General features: G+C 68.4%; 19 protein-coding genes and 1 pseudogene. 11 read left to right on the forward strand and 9 right to left on the reverse strand.

The window, feature by feature from the left end; translation table 11 throughout:
- Nucleotides 1-734: 734 nt before the first annotated feature.
- On the forward strand, nucleotides 735-857 hold the full coding sequence (locus tag Q9G87_RS08695) for a hypothetical protein (RefSeq protein ID WP_305915692.1): 123 nt from the start codon (nucleotides 735-737) through the stop codon (nucleotides 855-857).
- 288 nt (nucleotides 858-1,145) lie between these two features.
- On the opposite strand, the gene Q9G87_RS08700 is transcribed toward Q9G87_RS08695, so the two are convergent.
- Together Q9G87_RS08700 and Q9G87_RS60615 are read right to left on the reverse strand one after the other, a co-directional pair.
- Nucleotides 1,146-1,502, reverse strand: coding sequence for a hypothetical protein (locus tag Q9G87_RS08700; protein ID WP_305915693.1), 357 nt, complete (start codon nucleotides 1,500-1,502; stop codon nucleotides 1,146-1,148).
- 415 nt (nucleotides 1,503-1,917) lie between these two features.
- Nucleotides 1,918-2,498, reverse strand: a pseudogene (locus Q9G87_RS60615) (HIT family protein).
- A 416-nt stretch (nucleotides 2,499-2,914) separates the two neighbouring features.
- Between Q9G87_RS60615 and Q9G87_RS08715 the strand changes: the two are divergent.
- On the forward strand, nucleotides 2,915-3,220 hold the full coding sequence (locus Q9G87_RS08715; RefSeq protein WP_305915694.1) for a hypothetical protein: 306 nt from the start codon (nucleotides 2,915-2,917) through the stop codon (nucleotides 3,218-3,220).
- A 66-nt stretch (nucleotides 3,221-3,286) separates the two neighbouring features.
- Here the strand turns inward: Q9G87_RS08715 and Q9G87_RS08720 are convergent, their stop codons facing one another.
- The gene (locus Q9G87_RS08720) at nucleotides 3,287-4,036 is read right to left on the reverse strand and encodes a DeoR/GlpR family DNA-binding transcription regulator (RefSeq protein WP_305915695.1); all 750 of its coding nucleotides are present in this window, start codon (nucleotides 4,034-4,036) and stop codon (nucleotides 3,287-3,289) included.
- A 181-nt stretch (nucleotides 4,037-4,217) separates the two neighbouring features.
- On the opposite strand from Q9G87_RS08720, the gene Q9G87_RS08725 reads away from it, so the two are divergent.
- From Q9G87_RS08725 to Q9G87_RS08740, 4 genes are all read left to right on the forward strand, one after another.
- Complete coding sequence (locus tag Q9G87_RS08725; RefSeq protein WP_305915696.1) at nucleotides 4,218-4,382, forward strand: DUF1330 domain-containing protein; 165 nt, start codon at nucleotides 4,218-4,220, stop codon at nucleotides 4,380-4,382.
- Between the two features lie 565 nt (nucleotides 4,383-4,947).
- On the forward strand, nucleotides 4,948-6,366 hold the full coding sequence (locus tag Q9G87_RS08730) for a polysaccharide deacetylase family protein (RefSeq protein WP_305915697.1): 1,419 nt from the start codon (nucleotides 4,948-4,950) through the stop codon (nucleotides 6,364-6,366).
- Complete coding sequence (locus Q9G87_RS08735) at nucleotides 6,363-6,869, forward strand: SigE family RNA polymerase sigma factor (protein ID WP_305915698.1); 507 nt, start codon at nucleotides 6,363-6,365, stop codon at nucleotides 6,867-6,869. The genes Q9G87_RS08730 and Q9G87_RS08735 overlap by 4 nt, the downstream gene beginning before the upstream one ends.
- A gap of 1 nt (nucleotide 6,870) precedes the next feature.
- Nucleotides 6,871-8,004 (forward strand): hypothetical protein, encoded by a 1,134-nt coding sequence (locus Q9G87_RS08740; RefSeq protein ID WP_305915699.1) that lies wholly within the window; start codon nucleotides 6,871-6,873, stop codon nucleotides 8,002-8,004.
- On the opposite strand, the gene Q9G87_RS08745 is transcribed toward Q9G87_RS08740, so the two are convergent.
- A complete protein-coding gene (locus Q9G87_RS08745) occupies nucleotides 7,991-8,158 on the reverse strand; it encodes a DUF4386 family protein (RefSeq protein WP_305915700.1) in 168 nt (55 codons plus the stop codon). The two genes, Q9G87_RS08740 and Q9G87_RS08745, sit on opposite strands and share 14 nt — an antisense overlap.
- 252 nt (nucleotides 8,159-8,410) lie before the next feature.
- Here Q9G87_RS08745 and Q9G87_RS08750 point away from each other — a divergent pair, with 252 nt between their 5' ends.
- A complete protein-coding gene (locus Q9G87_RS08750) occupies nucleotides 8,411-8,830 on the forward strand; it encodes a GNAT family N-acetyltransferase (protein WP_305915701.1) in 420 nt (139 codons plus the stop codon).
- Nucleotides 8,831-9,521: 691 nt separating this feature from the next.
- On the opposite strand, the gene Q9G87_RS08755 is transcribed toward Q9G87_RS08750, so the two are convergent.
- Entirely contained in the window at nucleotides 9,522-11,426 is a 1,905-nt protein-coding gene (locus Q9G87_RS08755) for a ligand-binding sensor domain-containing protein (protein WP_305915702.1), read from the reverse strand.
- A gap of 251 nt (nucleotides 11,427-11,677) precedes the next feature.
- On the opposite strand from Q9G87_RS08755, the gene Q9G87_RS08760 reads away from it, so the two are divergent.
- Nucleotides 11,678-11,971, forward strand: coding sequence for an integrase core domain-containing protein (locus Q9G87_RS08760; RefSeq protein WP_305915703.1), 294 nt, complete (start codon nucleotides 11,678-11,680; stop codon nucleotides 11,969-11,971).
- A 185-nt stretch (nucleotides 11,972-12,156) separates the two neighbouring features.
- Here the strand turns inward: Q9G87_RS08760 and Q9G87_RS08765 are convergent, their stop codons facing one another.
- Together Q9G87_RS08765 and Q9G87_RS08770 are read right to left on the reverse strand one after the other, a co-directional pair.
- Nucleotides 12,157-12,576, reverse strand: a complete 420-nt coding sequence (locus tag Q9G87_RS08765) for an HIT family protein (RefSeq protein ID WP_305915704.1) — start codon at nucleotides 12,574-12,576, stop codon at nucleotides 12,157-12,159.
- A gap of 444 nt (nucleotides 12,577-13,020) precedes the next feature.
- Complete coding sequence (locus tag Q9G87_RS08770) at nucleotides 13,021-14,208, reverse strand: hypothetical protein (protein ID WP_305915705.1); 1,188 nt, start codon at nucleotides 14,206-14,208, stop codon at nucleotides 13,021-13,023.
- A 237-nt stretch (nucleotides 14,209-14,445) separates the two neighbouring features.
- On the opposite strand from Q9G87_RS08770, the gene Q9G87_RS08775 reads away from it, so the two are divergent.
- On the forward strand, nucleotides 14,446-15,654 hold the full coding sequence (locus Q9G87_RS08775) for a plasmid pRiA4b ORF-3 family protein (RefSeq protein WP_305915706.1): 1,209 nt from the start codon (nucleotides 14,446-14,448) through the stop codon (nucleotides 15,652-15,654).
- A gap of 271 nt (nucleotides 15,655-15,925) precedes the next feature.
- On the opposite strand, the gene Q9G87_RS08780 is transcribed toward Q9G87_RS08775, so the two are convergent.
- Nucleotides 15,926-16,207 (reverse strand): hypothetical protein, encoded by a 282-nt coding sequence (locus Q9G87_RS08780; RefSeq protein WP_305915707.1) that lies wholly within the window; start codon nucleotides 16,205-16,207, stop codon nucleotides 15,926-15,928.
- 102 nt (nucleotides 16,208-16,309) lie between these two features.
- Here Q9G87_RS08780 and Q9G87_RS08785 point away from each other — a divergent pair, with 102 nt between their 5' ends.
- Nucleotides 16,310-19,192, forward strand: coding sequence for an AfsR/SARP family transcriptional regulator (locus Q9G87_RS08785; protein ID WP_305915708.1), 2,883 nt, complete (start codon nucleotides 16,310-16,312; stop codon nucleotides 19,190-19,192).
- Between the two features lie 317 nt (nucleotides 19,193-19,509).
- Here the strand turns inward: Q9G87_RS08785 and Q9G87_RS08790 are convergent, their stop codons facing one another.
- The gene (locus Q9G87_RS08790; RefSeq protein WP_305915709.1) at nucleotides 19,510-23,175 is read right to left on the reverse strand and encodes an nSTAND1 domain-containing NTPase; all 3,666 of its coding nucleotides are present in this window, start codon (nucleotides 23,173-23,175) and stop codon (nucleotides 19,510-19,512) included.
- 1,583 nt (nucleotides 23,176-24,758) lie between these two features.
- Here Q9G87_RS08790 and Q9G87_RS08795 point away from each other — a divergent pair.
- Nucleotides 24,759-25,526 (forward strand): DeoR/GlpR family DNA-binding transcription regulator, encoded by a 768-nt coding sequence (locus tag Q9G87_RS08795; RefSeq protein WP_305915710.1) that lies wholly within the window; start codon nucleotides 24,759-24,761, stop codon nucleotides 25,524-25,526.
- The last annotated feature ends 26 nt before the right edge of the window (nucleotides 25,527-25,552 follow it).

Genomic DNA, 25,552 nt, shown 5'->3' on the forward strand with positions numbered 1-25,552 from the left:
ACCGAACCGGCATGCTCGCATGACCTGCACGCGCCTCTCTCAGGAGCTTTCACATTGTGTGACCGCAAGGATACCAAGAGCTGACACTGTCGGGTAGAACGTACGCGCGATATCGTCGGCAGACTCATCCACAGACCAAATGGGTGGGGCCGGAACCGTCAGAGCCGCTCTGATACACCAGCGCCTTACCGATGAGGACAACCCAACCCATACCCATACCCGCGTCCATGCCGTCACGTCCGCACTTCGGCCGCAACGCAACTAAAGGCACTTCATTCACCCTCATGCACACTCAAACACCAGCAACTCCTACCCCCGCCGGAGGTCTCACTCGCGGACCGCTGTGTACGCCGAGCACCGTCCGGACTACGCGCACGCTGCAGTGCGCTGGGCGGTCGAGCCCGACCCGGCGATGCTCGCGAGCTGCGCCGCGCGCTGCCGGTCGTCCGTTCCACGGGTGCCACACACACTGGCAGAAACGGACCGCCGTACCCCGAGTCGAGATCGATCAGCTTCGGCGGTGAGGATAGCGGCGTTCTCGCCAGCGGGTGAGGGCATCGGGCGACACGTGGGTGCAGCGGGCCAGGCCGGCGACGGAGGCGTGGCCTGAGTGGTCAGCAACAGCGACGAGCAGACCAGCCGCGTCGTTTCCGAGGCCGGGAGTCCTTCGAGCCGCTACGCCCCTGTCGAGGAGCCCGACCGCGCCTCACCGCAGTGACATGAGAATGAGCCTCATGACGATCTCCTTTGGGCCACGATCTTCCGCCGAGATCCGCGCCTACCTCAAAGCCCAGCTCAACGAGGCACTTCGCCGGCCTGGCATGTTCGGCGGGGAGATAGCTCTGCGTCTCCTGTAATCCTGTAAGGGGACGGCGAGCAAGGCCCGCAACAAGCTGATCAAGTCGAGCTCACGGCCAGTGGACTCTCCAGCCACCCAGGACAGGTCATCGGCTCGACCGGGGCCGTGTCCGGCCGAACGCGCCGACCCCGGCCTCGACCCGCACTCCCCCTACGGCGACGAGCCGGCGCAGTGCCTGTTGTTCGAGGGGCACGTCGGACCTCACTGCTACCAATGAGCCACAGCCAGGACCCGCCACCGAAGCCGCGTCCATCCCATCGCCGGGAAACCGCTGCCCTTGTGGCGCTCAGTCACCCGCTCCCTCATCGGGCTGCCTACCATCCACACTGGTGTCGAGGAGGTAGGCCCCGGCGTCGTGCAGAGTGATGCCATAGCCTGGCGCCTGGCCAGAAGGCGACCACTCGTTTGTCGCGCTGATCGCCTTGAAGCGGGTGTCGCGGGTCGGCCCGTCGCCGACGAGGTGGCCGCGCAAATGGCCGGCACGGTCGTACACGGCCCACCGGCCGGCGCCCACTTGCGGCATGGCGGCCGGGTTGTCCTTGAGCCACTGCGCGTTGGCCGCGTGATTGATCCGCTCGTCGGCCCCGTTCGGCTGGGAGGGGCCACCTATGGCATGATCTTCGGTTTTGCGAGCACCACTCATGTTGCGTCTCGCTCTCTGATTGTGGCTGTTGCCCCTGAGACATCGGAGAAGCACTTTCAGCCTAGGAACACAAGGTATGGCACAGATCGCACTTAACCCGACGCTGTCGGGTTGCGCCTCCAGGAGCTTGATCCACTCGAGCTGTCCCATCGAGGGCATCAGATGCGAGGTAAGTGCCGGACACGAGCTGGAACGCACAGCCGATCCGATATCTCCCACATGGAGCGTACAGTTCGTGATCAACACAGGGAGGAGCACACCGTGAGCCACCACGTGCTCCAACCCGCACGCAACTCAGTGATCTACGCAGCGCAAGCTGCCCACTCGGATCGAAGGCGTCCCTGGTTCCAACTGTCACTCCCTGCGCCGTCCATGTGGGGGAAACCATGCCGACGGCGCCGGAGTGACGCCGCTTTCAGGACGCCGCGGCGGTCCTGATGTGATCGGCCAGCGACGACAGCGACGACAGCGGCAGTTCCCGATGCGTCCATGCCTGCCTGAGATCCTCCGGGGTGTAGCGGGGCAGCAGGTGAAGGTGGAAGTGGAACACGGTCTGCCAGGCCGTAGGGCCGGTAGCGTGCCAGATGTTCATCCCGCCCGGTTCCAACGCTCGCCGCAGCAGGGCGGCGGTGTGCACAGCACCCCGCATCAGCAGACCCGCGCGGTCCGGGCCGATGTCGGTCAGGTCGCGACAGTGCTCGCGGGGACAACCAGGGTGTGACCGCGAGTCGCCTGCGAGATGTCAAGGAAGGCGACCACGTGCTCGTCGGAGTAGACGATCTCCGCGGGGATCTCTCCGGCAACGATGCCGCAAAAGGTACAGGTTCGCATCATGGGCAGCGGTGGCCGTAACGATGACAACAGGACGCAGGCCGTACCTGTCCACAAGCCTTCCCGAGACCGGCGACACCGTCGTGGCTGTAGCCGGGGATCTGGGCCAGCATGCCGACCAGCAGCAACGTAGCGACCCCCGGGATCTTGAGCAGTCATCGACATGAGCCGAGGACCATATTGCGGGTTCCTTTCGCACGAATCTACACGTTGCGCGAGTAGCCACGTCGCTCACAACCCTCAGCACAGGATCGGATGGCGAAGGAACGTCGCAACCTCGGGCGATGTGGTTGATGGGCATGCTTAGCGCGCACGGCGGCAGCATCAGGTCGCGATCCCGGCGATGCCCGTCGATAGCAGGCGGTGAATCGGGAGGCTGCGCCGATCTTCTCGGAGCCGGCCAGGACGTAGGCGACAGGCTTGGTAGGCACGGGACGCCTCAGAGGCGGCTGCGGTCTCAGACGGCAGTAGTGTGCACGTTTTTTCTTGTTTCTTCCGATTGATTCCTAGTATAGTTCGGCACCGTGATGATTCTGATCGCCGGGCCCTACCGTTCCGGCACAAACGATGATCCGGAACTGATGGCAAACAACCTGGCCCGACTGGAGGAGGCGGCATGGCCGATCTTCCGCAGCGGCCACGTCCCGATGATCGGGGAGTGGGTGGCTCTGCCCGTGCTGCGTGGCGCGGGTGGCACCGGGCCGGCCGATCCTGTGGCCGAGCAGATCATGTATCCCACCGCGGAGCGGCTGCTCCGGCACTGTGACGCGGTTCTTCGGCTGCCGGGCGAGTCCACCGGCGCCGATGAGGACGTACGGATCGCGACCGAACGCGGTCTGCCCGTCTACCCTCGCGTCGAGGACATCCCGGGCTACCGGGCCTCCTGAGTCCAAACGCTCACCGTGGACACGACACGGCAGGCGGAGCGAATCGAACGACGGAGACCGCGCACGCTAGGTGGCGTGGATGATGGGCGCGCTGAGCGCCCGTACGGTGGCGTTCTCGCTGCCGGCGTCGGTGACGACCCCAGCGACGTCCGCCAATGGCAGAACGGTGAAACGGGAGGCCGCGCCGATCTTCTCCGAGCTGGCCAGCACGTAGGTGTCGGCGGCCTGGCGGGCCAAGGCGCGCTTCATCGCAGCCTCATCGGCGTCGTCCGTAGTCAGCCCCGCCTCGGGATGCACGCCGGTCACGCCGAGCAGGAAGAGGTCGGCGTGCAGGCCGCGGGCGGCTTCAACTGCGGCGGCGCCACAGGCGACCATCGAATGCTTGAACAGTCGTCCGCCGATCAGGTACACCTCCACGTCCTGATGGCCGGCCAGCGCGCTGGCCACGGTAGGGCTGTGAGTGACCACGGTGGCGCGCAGGTCGAGGGGGAGCGCGCGGACGACTGCGAGGGTGGTAGTGCCACCGTCGAGGATCGCGGTGCTGCCAGGTTCGATCAGCGCCGCTGCGGCGGCGGCCACGCGCTGCTTGCCGGAGACCTCGACGTGCTGGCGGGTTGCGTAGTCGGCGATCGCGGGAGAAACGGGCAACGCGCCGCCGTACACCCGCTGACACAAACCCGCCGCGGCCAGATCGCGCAGATCGCGGCGAATACTGTCCTCAGAGATACCGAGTTCCGCGGCGAGATCTTTGGCGATGATCCGGCCATCCCGGCTGAGACGTTCCAGGAGCAAGTCACGGCGTTGGGCGGCCAGCATGCACGTTTCTCCTCGTTCTTTCCGAGAGATTCATCTTATCGTCCCGTAGCGCCAGCCGGGCCGCGCTCGACGCCCGTTTCAACGCGGCCGAGGCCGCGTGCTCCAGGAGTTGCTGACCGGATCATCGCCGTCCGCCGACCTCGCGGGCAGAGGGAGGCCCCTGATTCAGGAGCCTCATTGCGTGCGGAGTCGGAATGATCCGCCCGCCCGAGTACGCGCCGTGGTGGAGAGTCACGGTGGCCGATACCTTGGCGTCGGCGGCCAGGTCAACGTGGCCGAGGGCGAGCCGATGTTGACCTACCCCGTCCTCATCAAGTTCCCCGACCTGGCGGCCGCGCACGGCTGATATGACTCGCCCGAATACCAGGAGCTCAAGGCGCTGCGGCAGTCCGGCTCCAAGGCCAACGCCACCTTCTTCGAGACCGGCCCCTCCGAGCTGCTGGCCGCGTAGCCAACTCTCACCGGTCAGTCCGCTTGCCCCACGTACCAGGAAGAAGAGAAACATGTCACGAGACCAACTCCACTCGGACGTCCAAGGGCAGGCCCGTACCATCTGCCTTGCCCTTAGCGCGGCTCGGACCGGCCTGCGCTTGGCCCCACGCCGATGAGTCTGGCGGAGGCCGCTATCCCATCGCGGTGAACGCCGACAAACCAAGTGACATTCACCGCCGTCACCACCGCCCGGCTCCGGATCGTGTTGCAGAGTGGCCAGGCCCCGGTCGGGTTGCTGGAGGTCCGCGCCTTCGGCTGACGCACGCGGGTCAGCCGAAAACTTCTGCGACAGGTCGCAAAGATGCCCCCGCTCTGCCGCGTCCTTATGGCAACAAAGGATGCGAAACGTGCATCTACCTATTCATCACTCAATAGGTGGTTTGACACGTTTGTCATGAAGAGCGGAGTTCCAGCGGCCGATGCAACCTCCACATAAGATCACCACGCTGCTCGCCGTCGCATGCCTGCTGACGGCGGGCTGCGCGGTGTCCGGCGCGGTGCCTGCCCAGAACGGCCGGCGTACGCCCGTGACCGGCATCGTGCACCAGCCCGACGAGATCTCGACCGTCTCGCCGACGTGGATCGACGGCCTGCGGGTGGTCCGCGACAGCAGCAACGACCGATCGTGCGCCTGGTCAATCGCGTACCCGCGGGTGCCGGGTGCTGACTCGTTCACCGCGGCGCTGCGGCGCATGGCGGAGGACCGGCGCGCCGAATTCCTCCGCCAGGCGTGCGACCATTCCGCCGAGCTGAACCTGGACTTCGCGTTCCTGGTCGCCTCGGGAGACGTCATCGGGGTGCGCTACACCGAATGGTGGCTGGGCGGCGCCGGCGACGGCAAATCCACGACCACGCGCTGGTACGACGGGAAGACAGGCCAAGCCCTGCCTGCGGTTTCCCTCATCGACCCCGACGCGTTCGGCAAACTCGCCGCCGGGCTCGGCACGGCGCTGTCGAGGAAGCAGGGCTTCGACTCCGGGGCGTTGCGCAGCGTCATGGCCGACGACGCCTCCCGGACCCGTTACCTGGACGATCTGGCGTTCACCGCCCGCGGCGACCTGGTGGTGACCTTCGACGAGAGCGTGGTGGGGGTGGCGCCCGCGGGGCAACTGCGGGCCGTGCTGCCTGCCTCGATCGCGCGCCCGCTGTTGTCGGACTTCGGCCGTAGGGTGCAGCGGCAGGTCGTGGAGCCCGAGCGGCGCCTCGGCCTGAACGGCTCCGTCTCCCCGACGCCCACGCTTGCCCCGGCAACGGAGGGGACCGCCGACTGCCGGCAGGTCAAGTGCGTGGCGCTGACGTTCGACGACGGCCCCGGGCCGTACACCCAGACGTTGCTGGCCCATCTGGCCAAGTTCCACGCGCGTGCCACGTTCTTCGTCGTGGGACAGAACGTCGCGATAAGTCCAGACGTCGTGCGCCAGACCGCCGAGGCCGGGCACGAGCTCGGCAACCACAGCTGGTCGCACCGCGACCTGACCAGGCTGACGGCGGCCCAGGTGCGGGATGATCTGCGCCGCACGGATGAGGCCATCAAGAAGGCGTCGGAAGTGTCGCCGCGTATCGTCCGGCCCCCATACGGAGCCGTCAACGACGTTGTGCGTGAGCAGACGCCGCATCCCCTCATCCTGTGGGGCGTGGACACCCTGGACTGGAAGTACCGCGACTCCGCCCGGGTGACCCGCGCGGCCGTGTCGGGGGCCAAGCCCGGCGCGATCATCCTTTTTCATGACATCCACCCGACCACGGTGGCGGCCATCCCGCGGATCCTCCATACGTTGTCCGGCCGCGGCTACCACTTCGTCACGGTTACCCAGCTGCGCGACGAGGCCGCGAGGTGAGCGCGAACCGGCGGGAGTTCGACGAGTTCGTGGCGGCGCGCTCGGCCGCGTTCATGCGCCTGGCTTACCTGCTGACGGCCGGTGACCAGCACGCGGCCGAGGACCTGCTGCAGACCAGCCTGGCCAAGACCGCGCTCAAATGGAGCAAGATCGACGATCCGGACGGCTATCTCCGGCAGGTGATGTACCGCCAGCAGATCTCGTGGTGGCGGCGCAGGCGGGAGTACGCCGTCCCGGAGATTCCCGAGCAGGCGAACGCGGCGGACGCCACGCACGGCGTCGAGCTCAAGATCATGGTCCAGCAGGCGCTCGGCAGGCTGACCGCCAAGCAGCGGGCCGTGCTGGTGCTCCGCTACTTCGAAGACCAGTCGGAATCCACCGTGGCCGCGACCCTCGGCTGCAGCATCGGCACGGTACGCAGCACCGCCCACCGGGCCCTGGCTCGGCTCCTGCAGTTGTGCCCCGAACTCCACGACCTGTATACCCGCTCGGGAAGGACCTGACATGACCACTGACGAGCTGCTGAAAGACACGCTCACCGCGGTGGCCGACCAGGCCAGGACGCCGACCGGCGTGGCGCACGCCGCATGGCGGCAGCGGACCCGCATGCGGATCAGGAGAGCGGCCACCACCGCGGCCGCCGTGGCCGCCGCCGTCACCGTCGGCGCGATCACGGCACCTTCCCTTGTCGCGCGGGAGGACCCTCCGGTCGCGACCAGCGTTATCGCTGGAGGGATAGCAGCCGATCTCAGCCACGCCCCGCCTGTGACCCGCGTCGCCGCCGGACGCGTCACGCTCACCGCGTACGCCGACTGCGCGTCGAGTTGCGACTGGTACCTGTTCACGCACGCCGGCGCGAGCGGCTACACGGCGGCTCCATGGGGATGGATCGACGTGGCGCCCGGAGGCCGGACGGCCGCGGTGCTGGAGAAGAAGCTGCCCGCGCGCCGGATCGGCCTGGTCGACACCACCGCCGCCTCGGTGCGGCGCTGGATCGACCTCGGCCGCGCCGTCGCAGGCAGCGTCGCCTGGTCCCCGGACGGGAAGCGGCTCCTGGTCACCACGTACGACGCCGACCCCGGACTGCTCGACGACCCCGGCGAAGCAGGACCGTCCAGAACCGGCTTCGCCATCGTGGACGTGGCGAGCAGCGAGACCACCTTCCACAGCCTGCCTGACGACTCCGGCATGCGCAGCGACTTGTCCTGGAGCCGCGACGGCTCGCTGATCTGGGAGGACATCGGCGCCCGCCAGCAACCCCGCGCGTACTACGACCTCACCGGGCAGCCCCGCCCCGGCCCGGATCAGGAGTCCTCGAGCGACCAGCCCGCCGGGCTGTCCCCCGACGGCCGGCGCCTGGCCATGGGCGGCAGGAGCGGCTCGGCCCCCTTCGTCGCCGAAATCGCCTCCGGTCAGACCACGCTCCTGGAACCGGGCGGCGGTCAGGCCATCGTGCGATTGCTCGCCTGGGCCGACGACACGCATCTGATCGCCTGGATGGCGGACAGCGGCGGCGACAAATCCCGCTACCGCCTGGTGCTGGTCGACGTGACGGGAAAGCCGGAGTTCACAGCCCTGACCGGCTGGACCGACCGGCTCACCCGCCCGAGCTGGCTGCCGTCCTTCACAGAGTCCTGAATCCCTTAATGATGAGCCAGCCCGCCAGGCTCAGCTCCCAGCCGAACACCGGGATCGCCACGACCGCCCCCAGCGTCGACACCTGCTCGACCAGGCCGGAGATCGTGGCGGTCGCCGACGCGAACACCAGCGGCCCGCCCACCAGCCTCAGCACGAAGCTGGGCCCGAGCAGGAACGTTCAGTTGTGGATCGCGACCAGGCCATGCTTACGGAACCGCGCCAGTCCCCGACCCACCCCATTCACGATGTGAGCTGGGTGTATGTGGTAGCCAGGCACGGCGCGACGGGGAACCAGCGGGCGCATGCTTGGTGGCGGCACGCTACGCAGACCCGCCATCGCTGTGCACTAAATTTGTAGACCATGCACGAATCCAAGGTCACTATCCGAACCGGCAGCCTGGATGATGTGGATGCTGTGCTGGACTTCTGGGTCCTGGCCGCCGAAGGCACCGACCGGCACGACTCGCCTGACAAGGTAGCCGCACTATTGGCCCGCGACCCCGAGGCCCTGCTGATAGCGGAGTGCACCGGCGACATAGCAGGGACCGTCATCGCAGGCTGGGACGGCTGGCGAGCCCACCTGTACCGCCTCGCCGTCCACCCTTCCCATCGCCGCAAGGGCATCGCCGGCGCGCTACTGGCGAGGGCAGAGGAGCGCTTCACCAAGTTCGGCGCCTTCCGAGCCGACGCCATGGTCCTTCACGACAACACACTCGCCCACCCAGCCTGGAACGCCGCTGGCTATGTCCCTCAACCTCAGTGGTCCCGCTGGGTCAAGCCGCTTTCCGCCCCGGGGGACCGGGACAATCCAGACAGCCTCCGCTGAGGTCTTCGCTCGGTCATCATCTCCCATCTATGGGTTCAGCCCTCAGGACTGGCATGCTGACCCGCACCCTTGCTTCGGAATGAGCTTTGTCCTCAATCTCGACAGTACGTAGGAGCTTGTCACCTGAAACTGACAGTCGGATTAAGCATCCGGCCCCGCACTCGCCGCCTTTTCCCGGCAAGGCGGGGCCGCTGCTCTTCCCGCAGCAGTCGGAGTCGGTGAATGGATCATGATGTGTGTGGGCCGGTGCACAAGAGCACGTAGGAAGCACGCAAGCGCTAGACGAAAATTCTAGAACGCGTCCGATCCCGCATAATCGCAGGTCAGACCATAATCCAAGCGCGCCCTGCAGGATTCGAACCTGCGACCTCGGATTAGAAGCAAGATCCTTTACTGTAGTACCGTGCCGTTCGATGGTGATACGAGCCGCCTTCGCGCACATCGAATGCCCGGCAGTGCCGAGCCCTGACGGAGCGTGTCGGGGCACGCGAGCACGCACCGAGCACGATCGACGCCCTATTCGATCATTACATTATGGCTCCACGGCCTGAGCCTCGCACCCCAGACCATGCTGGCGCTCCACACGGCGCTGCCGCCGTGCTCGGCGCGTGCTCCAACGCCCCGACGCTCCTTGCGGGCGCAAGCTCACCCGAAAGCCCTCGGCCAGGACGGCCTACTTAAAACCAGCGTCCTAGAGCTTGATCCGAACGAGGTTGCGTGCCTTGAGCGCGTAAAGGCTGCTGCCGTCAGGCGAGGCCGCCAGCAGCGGCTGCGTGCCGTACGCCTGGGCGGCTAGTCCGGACACGACCGTGGAAACGGTCATGGTCCTGGTGTCCAGGCGGTAGACCTGGTTGCCGTCGGTGCCGTAGATCTTGCCGCCGGCCTCGACCAGCGAGCCGCTACCCCCACCTGTCACCGGCACCGGGACGGTCCTGGTGACCTTCTGGCGCCAGGGGTCGAACTCGAAGATGACTCCGGTGGAGGCGATCCCGTACAGCTTGCCGCGCTGCTCGGTCAGCGCGCTGATCCGCTTGGCTCCTGGCACGGGGACCAGGCTCCACCGGACCTGCTTGGTGCCCAGGTCGAAGGCGGCGAGCTTGGCCTCGGGCTCGATCGGAGTAGTGCCGAGGCCGCCGTAGATCTCACTGCCCACGTAAGCGGTGCCGAGCAAGCTGGTGATCGCGCTGATCGACTGGTTCTCGACGACGTCGCGGAAGGCCTCGACGGCGTTCTTGCGCGGGTCGTAGAGGGCCAGGGCGCCACCGTGCAGGCCGTACTCCGGCTGGGTGCCGACCAGCAGGCGGCGGGTGCGCTCGTCGTAGTGCGCGGCCAGCGGGCGGTTCTGGTCGGCGCCGACGCGGGTGAGGCGCTGCAGGCCGGAGCCGTCAGGCCGCATGCTGAACAGGTACGCGAGGGTATAGACGGACAGGTAGACCTGGTCGCCGATCGGGGTCATCACCTTGGCCTCGCCTGGCAGGAAGGTGCGCGTGCTCGTGCCGGTGGCCAGATCGTGCACCTGGACCCCGGCCTTGCCGCTGACGAGTACCTGATCCTCGGTCGCCGTGATGGCCATGGCGAGTTCCGGCGCGGGCGGCATGCCGGCCTGGGTGAGGTCGACGCCGGTCAGCTCCTTAGTGGCCGGGTCGTATTCGACGACCTGGCTGGTGAGCACCGCGACGACCTTGCCGCCGCGCAGGAAGATCCGGTTGAAATACGCCCCGTCGTACGGCACGACCAGCTTCTCCAGCTCGGCGGTGTCGCGGTCGTAGCGGTAGAGCGTGCCCGAGGGACGCGTACCGAAGTAGACGTCATTGTTGGCCGGGTCGATCTCGATGGCGGTCACGTAGGAGTCCCCTGGCGCGTCGACCAGCGTGTACTTCGACGGGTCTTCCGTGTCCATGAGCAGCATGTCACCGGTCGCCGACAGGCCGGCCGCGAGCAGCCCCTGCTTCGAGGTGAGCGTGGCGACGAAAGTGCGGTCGGCCAGCTCGGGCGGGAGGATCTCGCGCTTGGCTCCGGTGGCCCGGTCGATGGCGATCAGATGCGCGTGCGCGCCGACCCCGGCGTAGATCGTGGTGTCGTCGACCGCGATGCTGCGAACGTACTGCTCGCCGGAGGCCGCCTGGCCGAAATCGCGGGTCTGGCCGGTGGCGGTGTCGTATTCGACGACCCTGCCGCCCGGGTAGGTGCCCGCGTAGAGCTTGCCGTCGCCGGAAGCGGCCATGGACCAGACGAAGTTGTCCGGCTTGACGTCGGCGACCTTCGTGGCCGTCCCGGTGGTGGTGTCCACCTTGTGGATGTCGCCGGGCGTGTACGTGCCGACGTAGAGGTCGGTGCCGACGACGGCGGTGGCCCAGGCACCATCGCCCGAGGGCAGCTCGGTGATAGAGGTGACCTTGCGCTGCGCGGGGTCGTAGGCGCCGATCCTGGTCGGTTTGATACCGCCGGTGGCGACGTAGAGCTTGTCGCCGACGAACTCCGACCCATTGATCGAGGTGACCGACGACGCGGGCCCCAGGTCCTCGACGACCGGCGCCGGTGCGCCGGTCGTCAGGACGGCGGCCACGACGGCCGCGACGACTGCGTTGAACGGCATGGGGTGCCTTCCATTTCGGACCAGGCCGATATTTGCGCAATTCGTATCATAAGGGGCGAGAGTCAATCAAGCTTGAGCGGCAGCCTTGACCTCGTCCCTGGGGACGCCGGCTTGTGGGTGCCGAAATGCGCCTGTCCTGCTCGAAAACTCGATTTCGTGCTGTGAACTGGGCCTTTGCCGCATGACCAGCGCGGCGGCTGCGACCACTACGAGGTGTTGTTGTCGCTGATCTACCGGTTGGTGAGGCCGAGGTGCTCGCCCAAGGGCTGCGGATCATCACAACGCTGCCACGGACGCCGAGGATGAACGCCATCTGCGAGCGGATCATCGGCACCCTGCGCCGCGAACTCATGGACGGAATCCAGATCCTCGGCGAACGCCACCTGGCCCGCGTGCTCCACGAATACGTGATCCACTACAACGGGCACTGGCCGCACCAGTCCCGGCAGCAGCGGCGCCCGGACACCACGATGCAGCCCACCCGCGACGGGACCGACCTCAACGACCCGCGAGCTTCCGCCGAAAACCCGTCCTTGCAGGCATGATCAGCGAATACCGCCACGCCGCTTAACCGCAGCTCAGGGCACGTAACTCAATATTCGAGCGGCCCGCGCATAGAGGGCCCGCGCATAGGGGATTCGAACCTGCGACCGCCGGATTAGAAGTCGATCATTGCATCACGGCTCCCCGAAATGGATCCCGCGCTCCCCACGCCGGAGTGACGCTGCTCTCAGGGCGCCGCGGCGCTCCTGATGTGATCGGCGAGTGGCGACAGCGACGACAGCGGCAGCTCCCGATGCGTCCATGCCTGCCTGAGATCCTCCGGGGTGTAGCGGGGCAGCAGGTGCAGGTGGAAGTGGAACACGGTCTGCCAGGCCGTAGGGCCGGTGGCGTGCCAGATGTTCATCCCGCCCGGTTCCAGCGCGCGCCGCAGCAGGTCGGCGGTGTGCACAGCACCCCGCATCAGCAGACCCGCACGGTCCGGGCCGATGTCGGTCAGGTCGCGACAGTGCTCGCGGGGGACAACTAGGGTGTGACCGCGAGTCGCCTGCGAGATATCGAGGAAGGCGACCACGTGCTCGTCGCGGTAGACGATCTCCGCGGGGATCTCTCCAGCAACGATGCCGCAAAAGGTACAGGTTCCGGTCATGGCCGCCTTTCCTCCAAGCACGGAGCCTCATCGTCGCCGCGATGGATGCCCTCCGCACGTAAATTGGATTGGCCCTAACGCCGCCGCGTCTCCACGTAACCACATGCCGCTACCGAGCAGCGCTCCCGGAGAGCATCATGCCCACCGCAGTCGCCAAAGGCGAAACGGTGGGCATGATCGCTTGACGCAAGATCAATCCTCGGTCGGCGGCGTCCGCTGGTCGGAGAAGAGATCAAACTTCTCCCCGAACAGGTGGTCGTCGTGGATGCTGAAGACCCGACGCCCGTAGAGCGCGTGCTGACAGATAAGGGAGCAGTCCCTGCTTCTCACTACAAGCTTGCGGCGTTCGGCGGCGGGTTCGGTGTACCACTGCTTGATGCTGCCCGTGTCGAGGAAGCTGAGACCGACGCTTCCAGCGTGGTGCGCAGCCCGGACATCCGGGGTTTATTCGGTGCGGCGCAGGTCCATGCTGTCGGATCCGTCCCACCGGTTGTTCGCGGCTGTTTGGCGGGATCGCTCTGCCAGTTCGCCGGTCAGGCCGGTGCGTTCGATGCACCATTCGACCCACTGGGGTAGCAGATCGAGTATGGCCTCGGCGTACTTTTTGATGTACCCGTCTGAGACGAGGATCACGGTGTGCTCGATCCGATGCGGGGAGCAGGCATAGTAGCCCGCTCCGCAGACGCGGGACCAGGTGTCGGCGAGCGTGGCGATGTCTTCTCGTTCGGGTCTGTGGTCATCTCGATCGCGTAGCCAGGCGGCGAAGTCGTCGATGATCGGGTTGAGGTCCTGCTTGGGCTTGGGCTCGGGAGCGACGGTGAACGACTCGCAGAGGGCGCGGGCGCGCTGGCGCAGGCGGTATCGCTCGGCGATGAGTTGTTGCGACTCGCTGCCGAGCAGCAGGGCGCCCAGGAGGTCAGAACGGCACAGCGGATCCAGCAGGTCGCGGGCGGTGGCTTGGTCGCACGGGGCCGGTTGGGTGGAGGCAGATGCCGCGTGCGTCCCCACGGCGGCTCGCCACTCGGCGAGCGCTTCCTCCGGTGAGGCGAAGACGGCAGCGTGTACGACCCGGTCTCCGGTGCAGCGGTCGATGTCCCAGCAGTACCAGTGCGGGTCCTCCTCGCCCCAAGCGAAGGGGGCGAGGAACGCGTACCGCGAGCCGTACGCGTCGGACAGCAGCAGTGGCTCTCCGGCCGGAGTGGCCCGGAGAATCTCACTCGGCCACCCCGGAGCGATGCCGGCTTTGGCCAAGGCCGTCGTGGTGTCCTTGATGGCTTCGCGGATGGCGAGGTCGAGGTCGCGGCGCAGCATCTCCCCACTGGACGGCGGGGTCATCGCCGCGAGCCCGTACAGCATCCGCCACAGGTCATCTATCTGCCCGCCGGTGCGCGCGGCGATCTGGATCTCGTCGCGGACGAGGTCAGCCAGAGAGGCCAGGTACTGGTCCCAGTGGAAACCCATGGTCTCGGTCTGTGTGCGCGTCCACATCTCCTCGCCGACCAGGTCGACGACGGCGTTCTCCAGCCGTAGGGGCGAGTAGGCGGGCAGGTCAGCGAGACGCTCGATGATCGCATCCTGGGAGTCCGGCCACCACTGATCCCCAGCGGTCCCCATCAGCGACTCAAACAGCACAGCACGAGGGTCGGACGAGGGCTGACGGGCAGCGAGCTGCAGCGCGCGCCGGGCAGGATGACCGCTGACTCCCCGCGTGGGGTTTGCCTTCGCTCTACGCTTCTTCGCCACGGCACCCGATCCTACGGTGCCTCATGGCCCCTGAAGGCTGAACTCCTGAAGGGCTGGCCGGCCTGAAGGACTCGTTCGCGCGATGCGGACGGCTGAGGCCGAACGCTGCGCCATACTCTGAACGCTATGCAGGAGGAGTTGCGGGCGTTCACCGAATGGGTGGGCGCAGGCCGGAGGCTGACCCAGACGGGGAAACTGACGCTGTCGGACGCGCGAGCGCTGGTGGCGCTGCTGGAAACCGGCGACGAGATCGACCCGAAGATCGGCGACCGGGTGTTCCGGACGAAGAGCAGCACCGAACTGCCCGGATTGAACCTGATCGTGGAATGGGCCAAGGCGGCCGGGCTGGTCCGAGTGGTCAAGGGGCGGCTGCTCCCGGTGAAGAAGGCGGCGCCACTGCTGAAGGACTCGGAGCGGTTGTGGGAGGCGGCGTTCACGGCGGTGGGGAAGATGAGCGAGGCGCTCTTCCCCAACAACTACTGGTACACGTCGCTGGTCGGCGAGGAGTTCACGCTCATCTGGCCGGCACTGCTGCGTACGTTGTACGGCCGGCCGGTGCCCATTGCGGATCTGCGGGAGCTGGCCTGGAAGATCGCGTCGCCGTACTACGAGATGCGCGACCCGCAAGCGCAGCGGCGGATGGCCGACCAGGACCTCGATCGACTGCTGGCCGTCCTGGTCCGGCTGGGCGCGGTGGAGCTCACGGAGGAGACGGCGACACTGACCCCGCGGGCGGCGAACGCCGTACGGCGCAGGCTGGGTGAGGCCGCACCGGGAGAGCCGATCTACCAGATCCGGGTGACGCTCCAGGAGAGTGCGCATCCGGTGATCTGGCGGCGCCTGCTCGTCTCACCCGGGATCACGATCGACAGGCTGCACGACATCCTGGTCGCGGCGATGGGCTGGGAGGGTCGTCATCTCCACCTGTTCACAGTGGGCGGTGTCCTGTACGGCGAACCGTCACCCGAGTGGGATCTGGACGTTGTGGACGAGAAGAAGACCTCGCTGGCGGAGGTGCTCGCACAGGTCGGGGCAGCCATGGAGTACGAGTATGACCTGGGTGACAGCTGGCGGCATGACATCGTGCTGGAGGAGATCCTCACCGCGGAGGAAGGGGTCCGTTACCCGGTGCTGGTGGACGGGGTGGGCGCTTGCCCGCCAGAGGACGTCGGCGGCATCGGAGGCTACGCATACTTCCGTCTGGTGCTGACCGATCCCGAGCACGACGAGCACGACGAATATGTCCGCTGGGCCGGTCTGGAGAGCGCGCAGGAGTTCGACCCGGCCCGGTTCGCCGTTGAAGCCGCTCGCCGAGCGCTGGCCTCGGCTGGGTGATCAGATGCGCATCCCAGACGCGCAGCCCGCGGGCCTCCCCGCCGTAGCACTCGCCCCGCACAACAACGGCCCCTGGTGTGCCCGGTCGGGACTCATCCCGGCAGCGCCGACCGCCTCACCCCGGAGCGCCCCGTACTCCGGACACTTGACCCGAGGTCACCCCTGATCGAATGCGAGCCCTAACAGCTAGGCGCGAACTGGGGGCAGGGCGTAGCGGCCGACGGCCAGGTACGTCTCCGGCGTCGCCGCTTCGAGGAGCCCCTCGTCGCCTTCAAGTCGAGTTCTGGCTCCTGGGGACGGCGCAGTAGATCACTCCAGTCGCTTGTCGCTCCCCGCTCGTAGGCGTCGCGGAGCAGGGGCGCAGCCGGGGGCGGGCTTCCTCCTGCTGCTCGCGGAAGATCCGCCGCTGGGTGAGTCGCTGTTCTTCCTGAACATCGTCGCTGAGTTCCTGATCACCGGCCGGCCGGTCCTCGGCGCGCAGCCCCGGGGTGCGCTGGGCGATGGCGAGGTCTTCCTCGCGGAGGCGCTCGCAGAGCGTTCCGGCGCCGCGCACGCAACGACACGGCGACAGCGTGCCAACACGCGGTGTGTTCCGGTAGGTTCGTCACCTGCCGCTCAGGAGATCGCGGAGGAGGCCCTCCAACAGGTAACGGTCATGACCGATGAAACGCTGGTCCTGCCTACGGAGGGTTGTGCGATGGGACTGGGGATCAAGATCTTGGGCCCGTGGGAGCTGACGGCAGGCGGCGACGTGCTGCCGCTGACCGGCAGCCGGCGGATCGGTCTGCTGGCCCGGCTGGCGTTGAGCGCCGGCCGGGTGGTCACCACTGACCAGCTCCTCACCGATGTGTGGGGGGAGAGCCGGGCGTCGACGGCGCCGAAGCAGCTCCACATCGTGGTGTCGAAGCTTCGCGAGTTCCTTGCGCCCCGGGCGCTCGACGAGGTCATCGTGACCGCGCCGGGTGGATACTGCCTGGACGTGCCACCTGATCACGTCGATGCTCACCTGTTCATGCGGCTGGTGCGCGAAGCGCGTGCCGGCCGGGCCAGGGGGGAGATCGTTACGGCGGACAGGTTGTTCCAGCAGGCTCTGGCCTTGTGGCGGGGAGAGGCCCTGGCGGGCATGTCGGCGGAGTGGGCCCAGATCGAGGCCACCCGCCTGGCGGAGGAACGTCTCACCGCTGTGGAGGATCACGTCGATCTGCGGATGGCGGCGGGTGATCACCACGCGGTGATACCGGATCTGACCGTCCACATCGAGGCGCACCCGCTGCGGGAGAGGCCGCATGCGCAGCTGGTGCTGGCGCTGTATCGCGCTGGACGGTCGTCGGAAGCGCTCGCGGTCTACCAGGACACTCGCCGCGTCATGATCCAGGAGCTCGGCATCGAGCCGGGTGCCGCGCTGCGCCGGCTCCAGCGGGCGGTGCTCGCTCGCGATCCCGTCCTCGATCTGACCGCTCCGGCGCAGGATGTAACGCTCGGCGGCGCCGTCGCCCCGGCCGAGCTGCCCGCCGGCACCCGCGCCTTCACCGCCCGCGATGTCGAGCTCGCCTGGCTCGACAAGGCGCTCAGCGACTCGGAGGCCGGCACGCCGGCGATCGTCGCCGTCGGCGGTCCCGGCGGGATCGGCAAATCCGCGCTGGCCGTACACCTGGCGCACGCCGTCGCCGACCGCTATGCCGACGGCGTTCTCTACATCGACCTGCACGGCGCCACCGACGGCCTCCGGCCTCTGTCGCGGCTCGAGGCGCTCGGCCGGCTTTTGCGCTCGCTCGGCCTGGACGGCTCCGCCGTACCGACCACGGTCGACGAGGCCGCGGCCCTCTACCGATCCCTCACCTCGGCGCGGAACGTGCTGATCATCCTCGACAACGCCCTCGACACCCGCCAGATCCGCCCGCTCATTCCCGCCGGGTCGGGGTGCGCGGTCGTCATCACGAGCCGACAGGTTCTCACCTCGGTCGACGGGGCGAGCCATCTCAACCTGCCCGGGCTCGACCCGTCCGCCTCCACCACGCTGCTGGCCCGGATCGCCGGCCCCGGCCGGGTCCACGCCGAGCCGGAGGCCGCCGAGCGGATCGTCCGGCTCTGCGGGGGCCTGCCCCTCGCCCTTCGCATCGCGGCGGCACGTCTGGCCGCCCGCCCCGACTGGACGCTGTCCTACCTCGCGGACAGGCTCGCCGACGCCACCCGCCGCCTGGACACGCTGGAGCATGCCGACTTGGCCGTCCGCGCCGGCATCGCCGTCAGCCTCCATCACCTCCAGGAGGAGCCCGCCGGCCAGGACGCCGCCCACCTGTTCGCCCTGCTCGGCCTCCTCGACACGCCCACCCACACCCCGGCAGCCACCGCCGCTCTCGCTGACCGGCCCGAGCGCACGGTGGCGGATGCGCTGGACCGCCTCCTGGATGCCCGGCTGCTCGAATCGGTGGGGCCGGGCCGCTACCGGATGCACGACCTCGTCCGCCTCTACGCCCGCGAACAAGCGGACCACATCATCCAGGAGAACGATCGGGCGGCCGCCACCCGCCGCGCGTTGCACCACTACCTCGCCACAGCCAGAACGGCCAGCCTTCTGCTCGATCCCACCTCCCCCATCGTCAGAAACCTTCGCGCCGACCAGCCGGGCCTTCGCCTGGACACACCGCAGGAGGCAGTCGACTGGATCGAGCTGGAGCGCGACAACCTCATCGCCGTCGCCCGGCAGGCCACCAGCCGCACCGACGATCCCGGCACAGTGGAAGGCCTCGCCGCCAGTCTCAACAGACCCTTCAGCCACAGAGGCTGGCTCGCCGATCTGGCCGAGATCCATCACCACGCCTTGCACGTGGCCGCCCGGACTGGCGACTGGGCGGCCCAAGCCCGCGGGCACAACCATCTGGGCCTCATCCACAAGAACCAAGGTCGCTTCGAGCCTGCGGTCGAGCAGTTCGAGCGTGCCCTCGCGTGCTGGGATCGAGCAGGTCTGCCTCTGCGTAAGGCGGGCACCCTCCACAATCTCGGCACGACCTACGGCAAGCTGGGGCGGTTCGACGACGCGCTTGCCACCCAGGACGAGGCGACAGCGGCAGCGACAGCCAGTGGCCTGCGCGACTACCAAGCGATGATCCTCAACGGCCGGGCCGCGGTGCTGATCAGAATGGGCCGGCTGGACGACGCGATCGACGCCAGCCGACGAAGCCTGGAGATCTGGGCGGAGTTCGACAATCCCTACGGCGAGGGAACGGCGACCGACACGCTGGCCGATGCCTACCGACGCGCCGGCAGGCTCGTTGAGGCCGAGGCTGGATACAGGAGGGCGGCCTACCTCCACCACAAGGCCGGTGCCCGCGCGCTGGAGGCCGGTACTCTGTGGGGGCTCGGCGACACCCTGCACGATCTTGGACGGCAGGACGAGGCGCGACAGCGCTGGCACCAGTCGGCTCGGATTCTGTGTGATGTCCATCTCCTCACCGAGGAGGAGCTGGAGGTCCTGCTCGCCCAGGACCTCCCTCAAGCTCCCGACCCCGTCAAGCACTTGAGCGCGGGAGCGCGTTGATCAGATCGATGATCGCCCGGTAGACGACCGGAATGGGTGCCAGAACCACGCTTGGCCGCCGTCGACGCATGGCGCCCACCGATCGCAAGCACCTCTATCTGCGGTTTCGCGTGGCCGCCGGATCATGGAGCTGCTCGGAGCGACCTCGTTGAAGATCTCGACGGCGCCCGGGCCGTGATGCTGGACGCTGTCCACTGCGAGCTTCGGCGCAGGATGCGTCCCCCGGTATACCTGGCAGGTGGCCGTCGATGAAGCGGACGGCGCGCTCGCCCACGACCGCCACGCTGGACTCCCACGCCCCGGGGCAACGGTGCAGGTCAGGAGTTCGGGCCGAGATGGCTGCGGCGTTCTTCCGCGGTCAGCTCGCGGGTACGGCGCGATCTGGCCAGTTCGAGCACCGTTCCGGCCGGGCCGCACACCTCGCAGGCGCGGGTCCGGACGAGGCTGCCGCCCAGACCGGTCGCCAGCGAGCGACCGAGGAAGATCTGCGGGCTCAGCCCCCTGACGATCCGCGTACCGTCGGGGCTGAACACCGCGAGACCGCCGGTCGCGCCCCAGCCGGTCAACTCCAGCGGTTCGCCGCCGCCTGTCGCCCGCCAGAGCCGCAGGTGGCCCGCGGGTTCGTTGGTGACCAGCCAGGTGCCGTCAGGGCTGAACCTCACCTTACGGACGGTGTTCTCGGCGCCGTGCAACACGGCCGCGGGCTCGCCCTGGCCGCCGATGTCCCAGAGCCGGATGGCGCCGTCCGCGGCCGCGGCGGCCAGCCGCAGCCCGTCTGGGCTGAACGCGAGGCCCGTGATGTCCTCCACATGGCCCCGAAGAATCTTCGGCTCGCTCTTGTCGGTCAGGTCCCACACGACGACGGTGTGGTCGTCACGGGCGTCGGCCAGCTTCATGCCGTCCGGGCTGAGTGCCACGTCGCCGTCGGCGCGGCCCGTGGGCCGGGCCTGCCAGCCGGTGACCGCTGTCAGCCCGCCGGACGGGGAGATCTGCCACACCTGCGGTTCGGTGTCGAAGGCGCCCGCCACGATCCGCTTTCCGTCGGCGCTGAACGCTAGGCCGGCCGGGATGCCGCGGAAGGGCGCGGGTGTGGTGACTGGCGCGCCGGCGGTGGTGAGGTCCCACAGGCTCAGGGTCCCGGCCCGGCCGATGCCCGCCATCCGCCGGCCGTCCGGGCTCAGCGCGACGAGGTAGCCGGCATCACGCGGGCCGCGCACCTCGGCCGGGGTCGTGTCGCGCCATATCTTGATGCGGACGTCCTGCGGGCTGATGAGTGAATCCGGCCCCGCGCTGACCGCCACCGTGCTCGTGTCAGCGCTGAGCGCCACTGGCCTGCCCTCGCTCGATGACGGGTCGCCCGCCGTGACGTCCCACGTCCGCAGGGAGCCGTCCGCCTCGACGCTGACCAATGACTTCCCGTCCGGGGTGAACGCCGCCCCGCGGGGGTTCCCCTTCGGGCTGCGCAACACCAGCGGGTCGGCGTCGCTGCCCGTCGTCCAGACGCGGATCACGCCGTCGGCGCCGTAGGTCGCCATGCGATCCCCGGCCGCTGTGAACACCAGGCCGTTCAGCTTCGGGGCGTGGCCGGCCAGCTCGATCTGCGGGATCCAGTCGCCAGCCGGCGCCTCCGTCGCGTCCCAGACACGGGGAACGTCGCCTTCGACGGTCGCGACCCATGGTCCGCGCGGGCTGACGGCCACCTGCTCCGGCTCGCCGCTCGCGGCCGCGCGCTGCAGAACGGGCCGGTCCCGGGTCATGTCCCACAGTCGCAGCGGCGATCCGTTGCCCCCGGTGGCGAGCAGCCGGCCGCTGGGGCTGAACGAGACGCTCCTGACCGCGCGGCCGGGGACACTGAGCTTGACGGGCTCGGAGCGCCCCAGCTTCCAGATGCGCACGCCGTCGCTGTGCGCGCTCGCCACCCTACCGTCCCGGCTGACGCTGACGCCGTGGACGCCACCGTCAACGGTCCCCAGAACCACGGGCGGATCGCTTGACGCCAGGTCCCACAGCACCAGTTCTCCTCCGGAGCCTCCGGTGACCAGCTGCCGGCCGTCTACGCTGAACGCGGCGCTCTGGATACCGTCCGTCCGATCGGCCTGGAGCACATGGCCGGCCCGGCGCGGCGTGGTACCGTCCAGGCTCCAGATCTCCAGGCCCGCCGGGCCCGACCCGGCGCCCCAGATCGCGATCTTCCGGCCATCCAGAGTGGCCGTCGTTCCTGTGACCCTGCGCAGGCCAACCGGGGTGGAGCCTCGCAGCCGGGAGTCCGCACTGGCCTGGCGGAGCACGAGGTCGGCCTCCGGAGTGGGCTCCGCCTGGTACGCCTCGATCGCCAGCAGCAACGCCAGTTCCGGGTCTTGCTGGAGCTGGCGGCGTGCTTCGGCGGCCAGCCGTACCGAGGCGGCGCGGTCGCGCTCGACGTCCCTGTTGCCTACCTGGACCAGGACGAGCGCGGCCAGCACGATGACCGCGACGGCAGCGACCGGCAGCCCGCCGAAGGCGAGACGGGTCCGGCGGCGGGCTCGGTCGCGCTCGGCCGCGCTCGAGCGGCAGGCCGCCAGGAAGGTTCGCTCCAGCTCGTTCAGCGGTACGAAGCTCGCCTCGCCGTCCCAGAGGGCGAGGCGAGTGCCGCGGTACAGGTAGTCCTCGCCGCGCCCGTTGCGGTCCCACTCGGCCGCGTCAGACGTGAGCCGCTGGTGCCGCAGAAGGGCCTCACGGTCTGCGGTGAGCCATTCCCGCAGCCGGGGCCAGCCGGTGAGGAGCGCTTCATGCGCGATGTCGACCAGGTCCTGGTCCACGACGATGAGCCTGGCGGCAGCGAGCCGGTCGAGGACCGCGTCCAGCTCGCCAGCGGGTCCGATGCCGGCGAGCTCGTCCCGGTCGAGACCGCGGCGGGTGTCGGAGCTGCCCGAGCCCAGGGCGACGAGCCGCAGCAGCACGGCGCGGAGCAACTGCCGCTGGTCGGCTTCCAGATCGGCGTACAGGTGCTCAGCGGTCCGCGCGATCGCGCCGGACACGCCACCCACGGCCCGGTAGTCCGCCAGCGCCAGCGTGTCTCCCTGCTGCCTGCTCCACGTTTCGCGCAGCGCGTGCGCGACCATCGGGAGCGCCCCCTTCTGCTCGGCGGCCTCGGCCACCACGGTGACCACCAGATCCGGGTCCACGCTCAGCCCCGCCCGGGCGGCAGGTTCGGTGATGATGGCGCGCATCTCCTGCTCGGACATGGGCCCGACCGGCAGGTGAACGCTGTCGAGGAGAACTGCGGTCAGACCGGGATGCGACATGCAGCGCTCGTAGAAGTCGGTGCGGATCCCGATCACCAGCACCGGGCCGTCCTGACCGCTGACGAGCTCGCTCAGCGCGTCGAGGAAGCCGGCGCGTTCCGGCTCGTCGGCGCAGAGCGTGAACGTCTCCTCGAACTGGTCGATGATCATCACGTCGGCGCCGTCAGTGTCGGAGGCGTGCAACCGGGACAGCGGGTGCGCACCCGGAGTGAGCAGCGTGACGGTAGTTCCGTCGGCGGTCAGCCGCGCGGCCAGCCCGGCCCGCAGCAACGAGGACTTGCCGCTGCCGGTGGCCCCGCGGACCACCGTCAGCGGTCCCTGCTTCACGGCCTTCAGCAGGACCTCGAGAAGGTCGTCCCGGCCGAAGAACAGGTCGGCGGCGTCGACGTCCAGCGGAAGCAGGCCGGGGTAAGGGCAACGGCGCTGCGACCGTTCGAGTTCGGCCGCGACCAGCTGCCACTTCCGCTCCCATTCGGCGGGATCGCCACCGCAGGCGACGGCGTACGCCAGTGTCGCCTCAAGAGTGGGCAGCCGCGTCCCGGTGGCCGCCTCGGCGAGGGTGCTCCGCGAGAAATGCGCGCGCTCCGCGAGTACGCGGTAGCTCGGTCGCCCGGCCTCGTCCCTGAGCCGGCGCAATTCCCAGGCGAGCCTTTCGACGGGACCGGCCAACGGATCCACCGGCTGCTCGGGCCGCCCCAATGTGCACTCACCTCTTGTTGTCCGGAGTCTTCGCCGCGTTGTCCTGGACCCACGGAGGGCTATTTCGGACATCCCTGGGCCGCCTTAGACCTTAGATCTCCAGCACGACAAGAGGGGGCAAATAATGAGATTTCACGTACTGGGATCCTTGGAGATCCACACGGGGGATGGAGCCGTCGACGCCTACGTGAACCGGGCCGGGCTCCTGTGCGGCATGGGCGACAGGGTCTACGTCCGGCGCGACGTCGAGGCCGGCCTGACGCTCGCGCCGTCTGATCCCCACCTGCTGTGCCTGCGCGGCCGACTCCTGGCCGAGGACAACGACATTCCGGCCGCCAAGGCGGCCCTGTCAGCCGCGGTCGCAGCCGATTCCAGGCCGGCCGAGGCGGGAGCGTCCCGCGATGCGCCGGCCGACCAGGACGGAGACCTGGACGCCCCCGTCCAGTTCTTTGACGTCCACGCGGACGTTGCCGCGGTTGCAGACCACCTCGGAGGAGGGCGGCGGCCAGCCGGGCGGCCTGGTCGTAGTCGTTCAGCGCCTCGGTCAAGCGCCCGAGGTGCCGGTGGAGGGCAGCGCGCTCGAAATAGGCGCGTGACTCGTTCGGGTCGACGGTGACGACCGCGGTGTAGTCGCCGATGGCCTGCTCGTGGTCGCCGGACCGAGCCCGGGCAGCGGCCTGGTGCATAAGCATCTAGCGTCCACGGAGATGGCTTATGGGTTTGAACATAGTCGTCACCTTGTAGCCTTCGGGCCATCACCGCACGTGCGGGGCCGACCGCAGGTAAACGTCGGGGACGATCACGCGCTCCCGGGCCATCCCCGCGCGGGGATGGCCTGTAGGTGACCACATGTGCGCCTGGTTCGGGAGAACCCTGGCTGGGGATATCGGCGGGTGCAGGGTGAGCTCGCCACACTCGGCATCAAGATCGTGCCGTCCACCGTCTGGGAGATCATCAAGCAGAAGGCCTTGATCCGGCACCCCAGCGGGCATCCACCCGTGGGCCGACTTCCTGCGCTCGCAAGCCCACGCTCTGCTGGCCTGCGATTTCATCGAGACCGTCACCTTGAACGGGCACCGCCAGTACATCCTGGCCGTCATCGAGCACGCCACCAGGCGCATCCGCGTACTGGGCACCACCGCTCACCCGACCACCGACTGGGTGATCCAGGCGATCAGGAACCTCGTTATGGACCTGGAAGATGCGGGCTGCCGGGCACGCTTTCCGATCCGTGACAGGGATGGGAAGTTCCCCGCCCCCATGGACAACATCCTCGCCGACGCAGGCATCCAGACCGTACTCACCGGTATCCGGATGCCTCGCATGAATTCCATCATGGAGCGATGGGTGCAGTCCTGCCGCCACGAACTCCTGGACCCGCTGCCTGATCTGGAACGAACACCACCTGCGGCACGCCCTACGCGAGTACGAACTGTTCTACAACTGGCACCGAGCCCATCAAGCCCTGGCCCAAGCCGCCCCGCTGCGTACCGTCCCGAACCCGATCAAGGATCCAGAGCGAATCACCGACCTGAACATACGCCGACGAGACCGGCTCGGCGGCGTCCTTCACGAGTACTCACATGCCGCTTGACCTGCATGGATGGAATTTTCGGCAGGCGCAGGTCCGCACCGCGGGATTCGTCTCGGTCAGCGATCTCGCCAGGGAGCTTCGCGTTTCCGACATGACCGTCCGCAGGGACCTGCGCAAGCTGGCGGCGGACGGAGAGGTGGAGATCGTCCACGGAGGTGTGCGGCTCGCGGCCGTCGAACGGACGACCGGCTTCACCCGCCGTGTGGCCACCAACCCGGCCGCGAAGCGCAACATCGGACAGCGCGCCGCCGACCTGGTGAAGCCGGGCGACGCCATCGCCGTCGATGCGGGCACGACCGCCTACGAACTGGCGGCCGCGTTACCGCGCGGCTTCGGCGGCTGCATTGTCACGCACAGCATCCCGGTCACCCAGCTCATGCTGCACCGGCCCGGCGTTCGCACGGTCGGTCTCGGCGGTGACCTCTACCCCGCCAGCCAGGCGTTCGTCGGCCCGATGACCGTCGAGGGCGTCAGGAACCTGCGGGTGCGGACGTTCTTCATGGGCGCTGCCGCCGTCGACGCCCGTGGCGTGTATGTAGCCACGGACATCGAACGCCCCACGAAACGGGCGCTCATGGACATCGCCGACGAGGTGGTGCTCCTGGTCGACGGGACCAAGTTCTCGACTTCCGCCCCTGTCCTGCTGTGCTCCTTCGACAGTGTGAACGCCCTCGTGACCGACATGGCTCCGCCGGAGGATGTCGTCGCGGCGCTGGACAAAGCCGGGACCGTCCTGCACATGTCGGACGACCGTTAAAAGTACTCCAACACCGTGCGGCCCGA

Source organism: Nonomuraea turcica, assembly GCF_030718205.1.
Taxonomy (GTDB): domain Bacteria; phylum Actinomycetota; class Actinomycetes; order Streptosporangiales; family Streptosporangiaceae; genus Nonomuraea.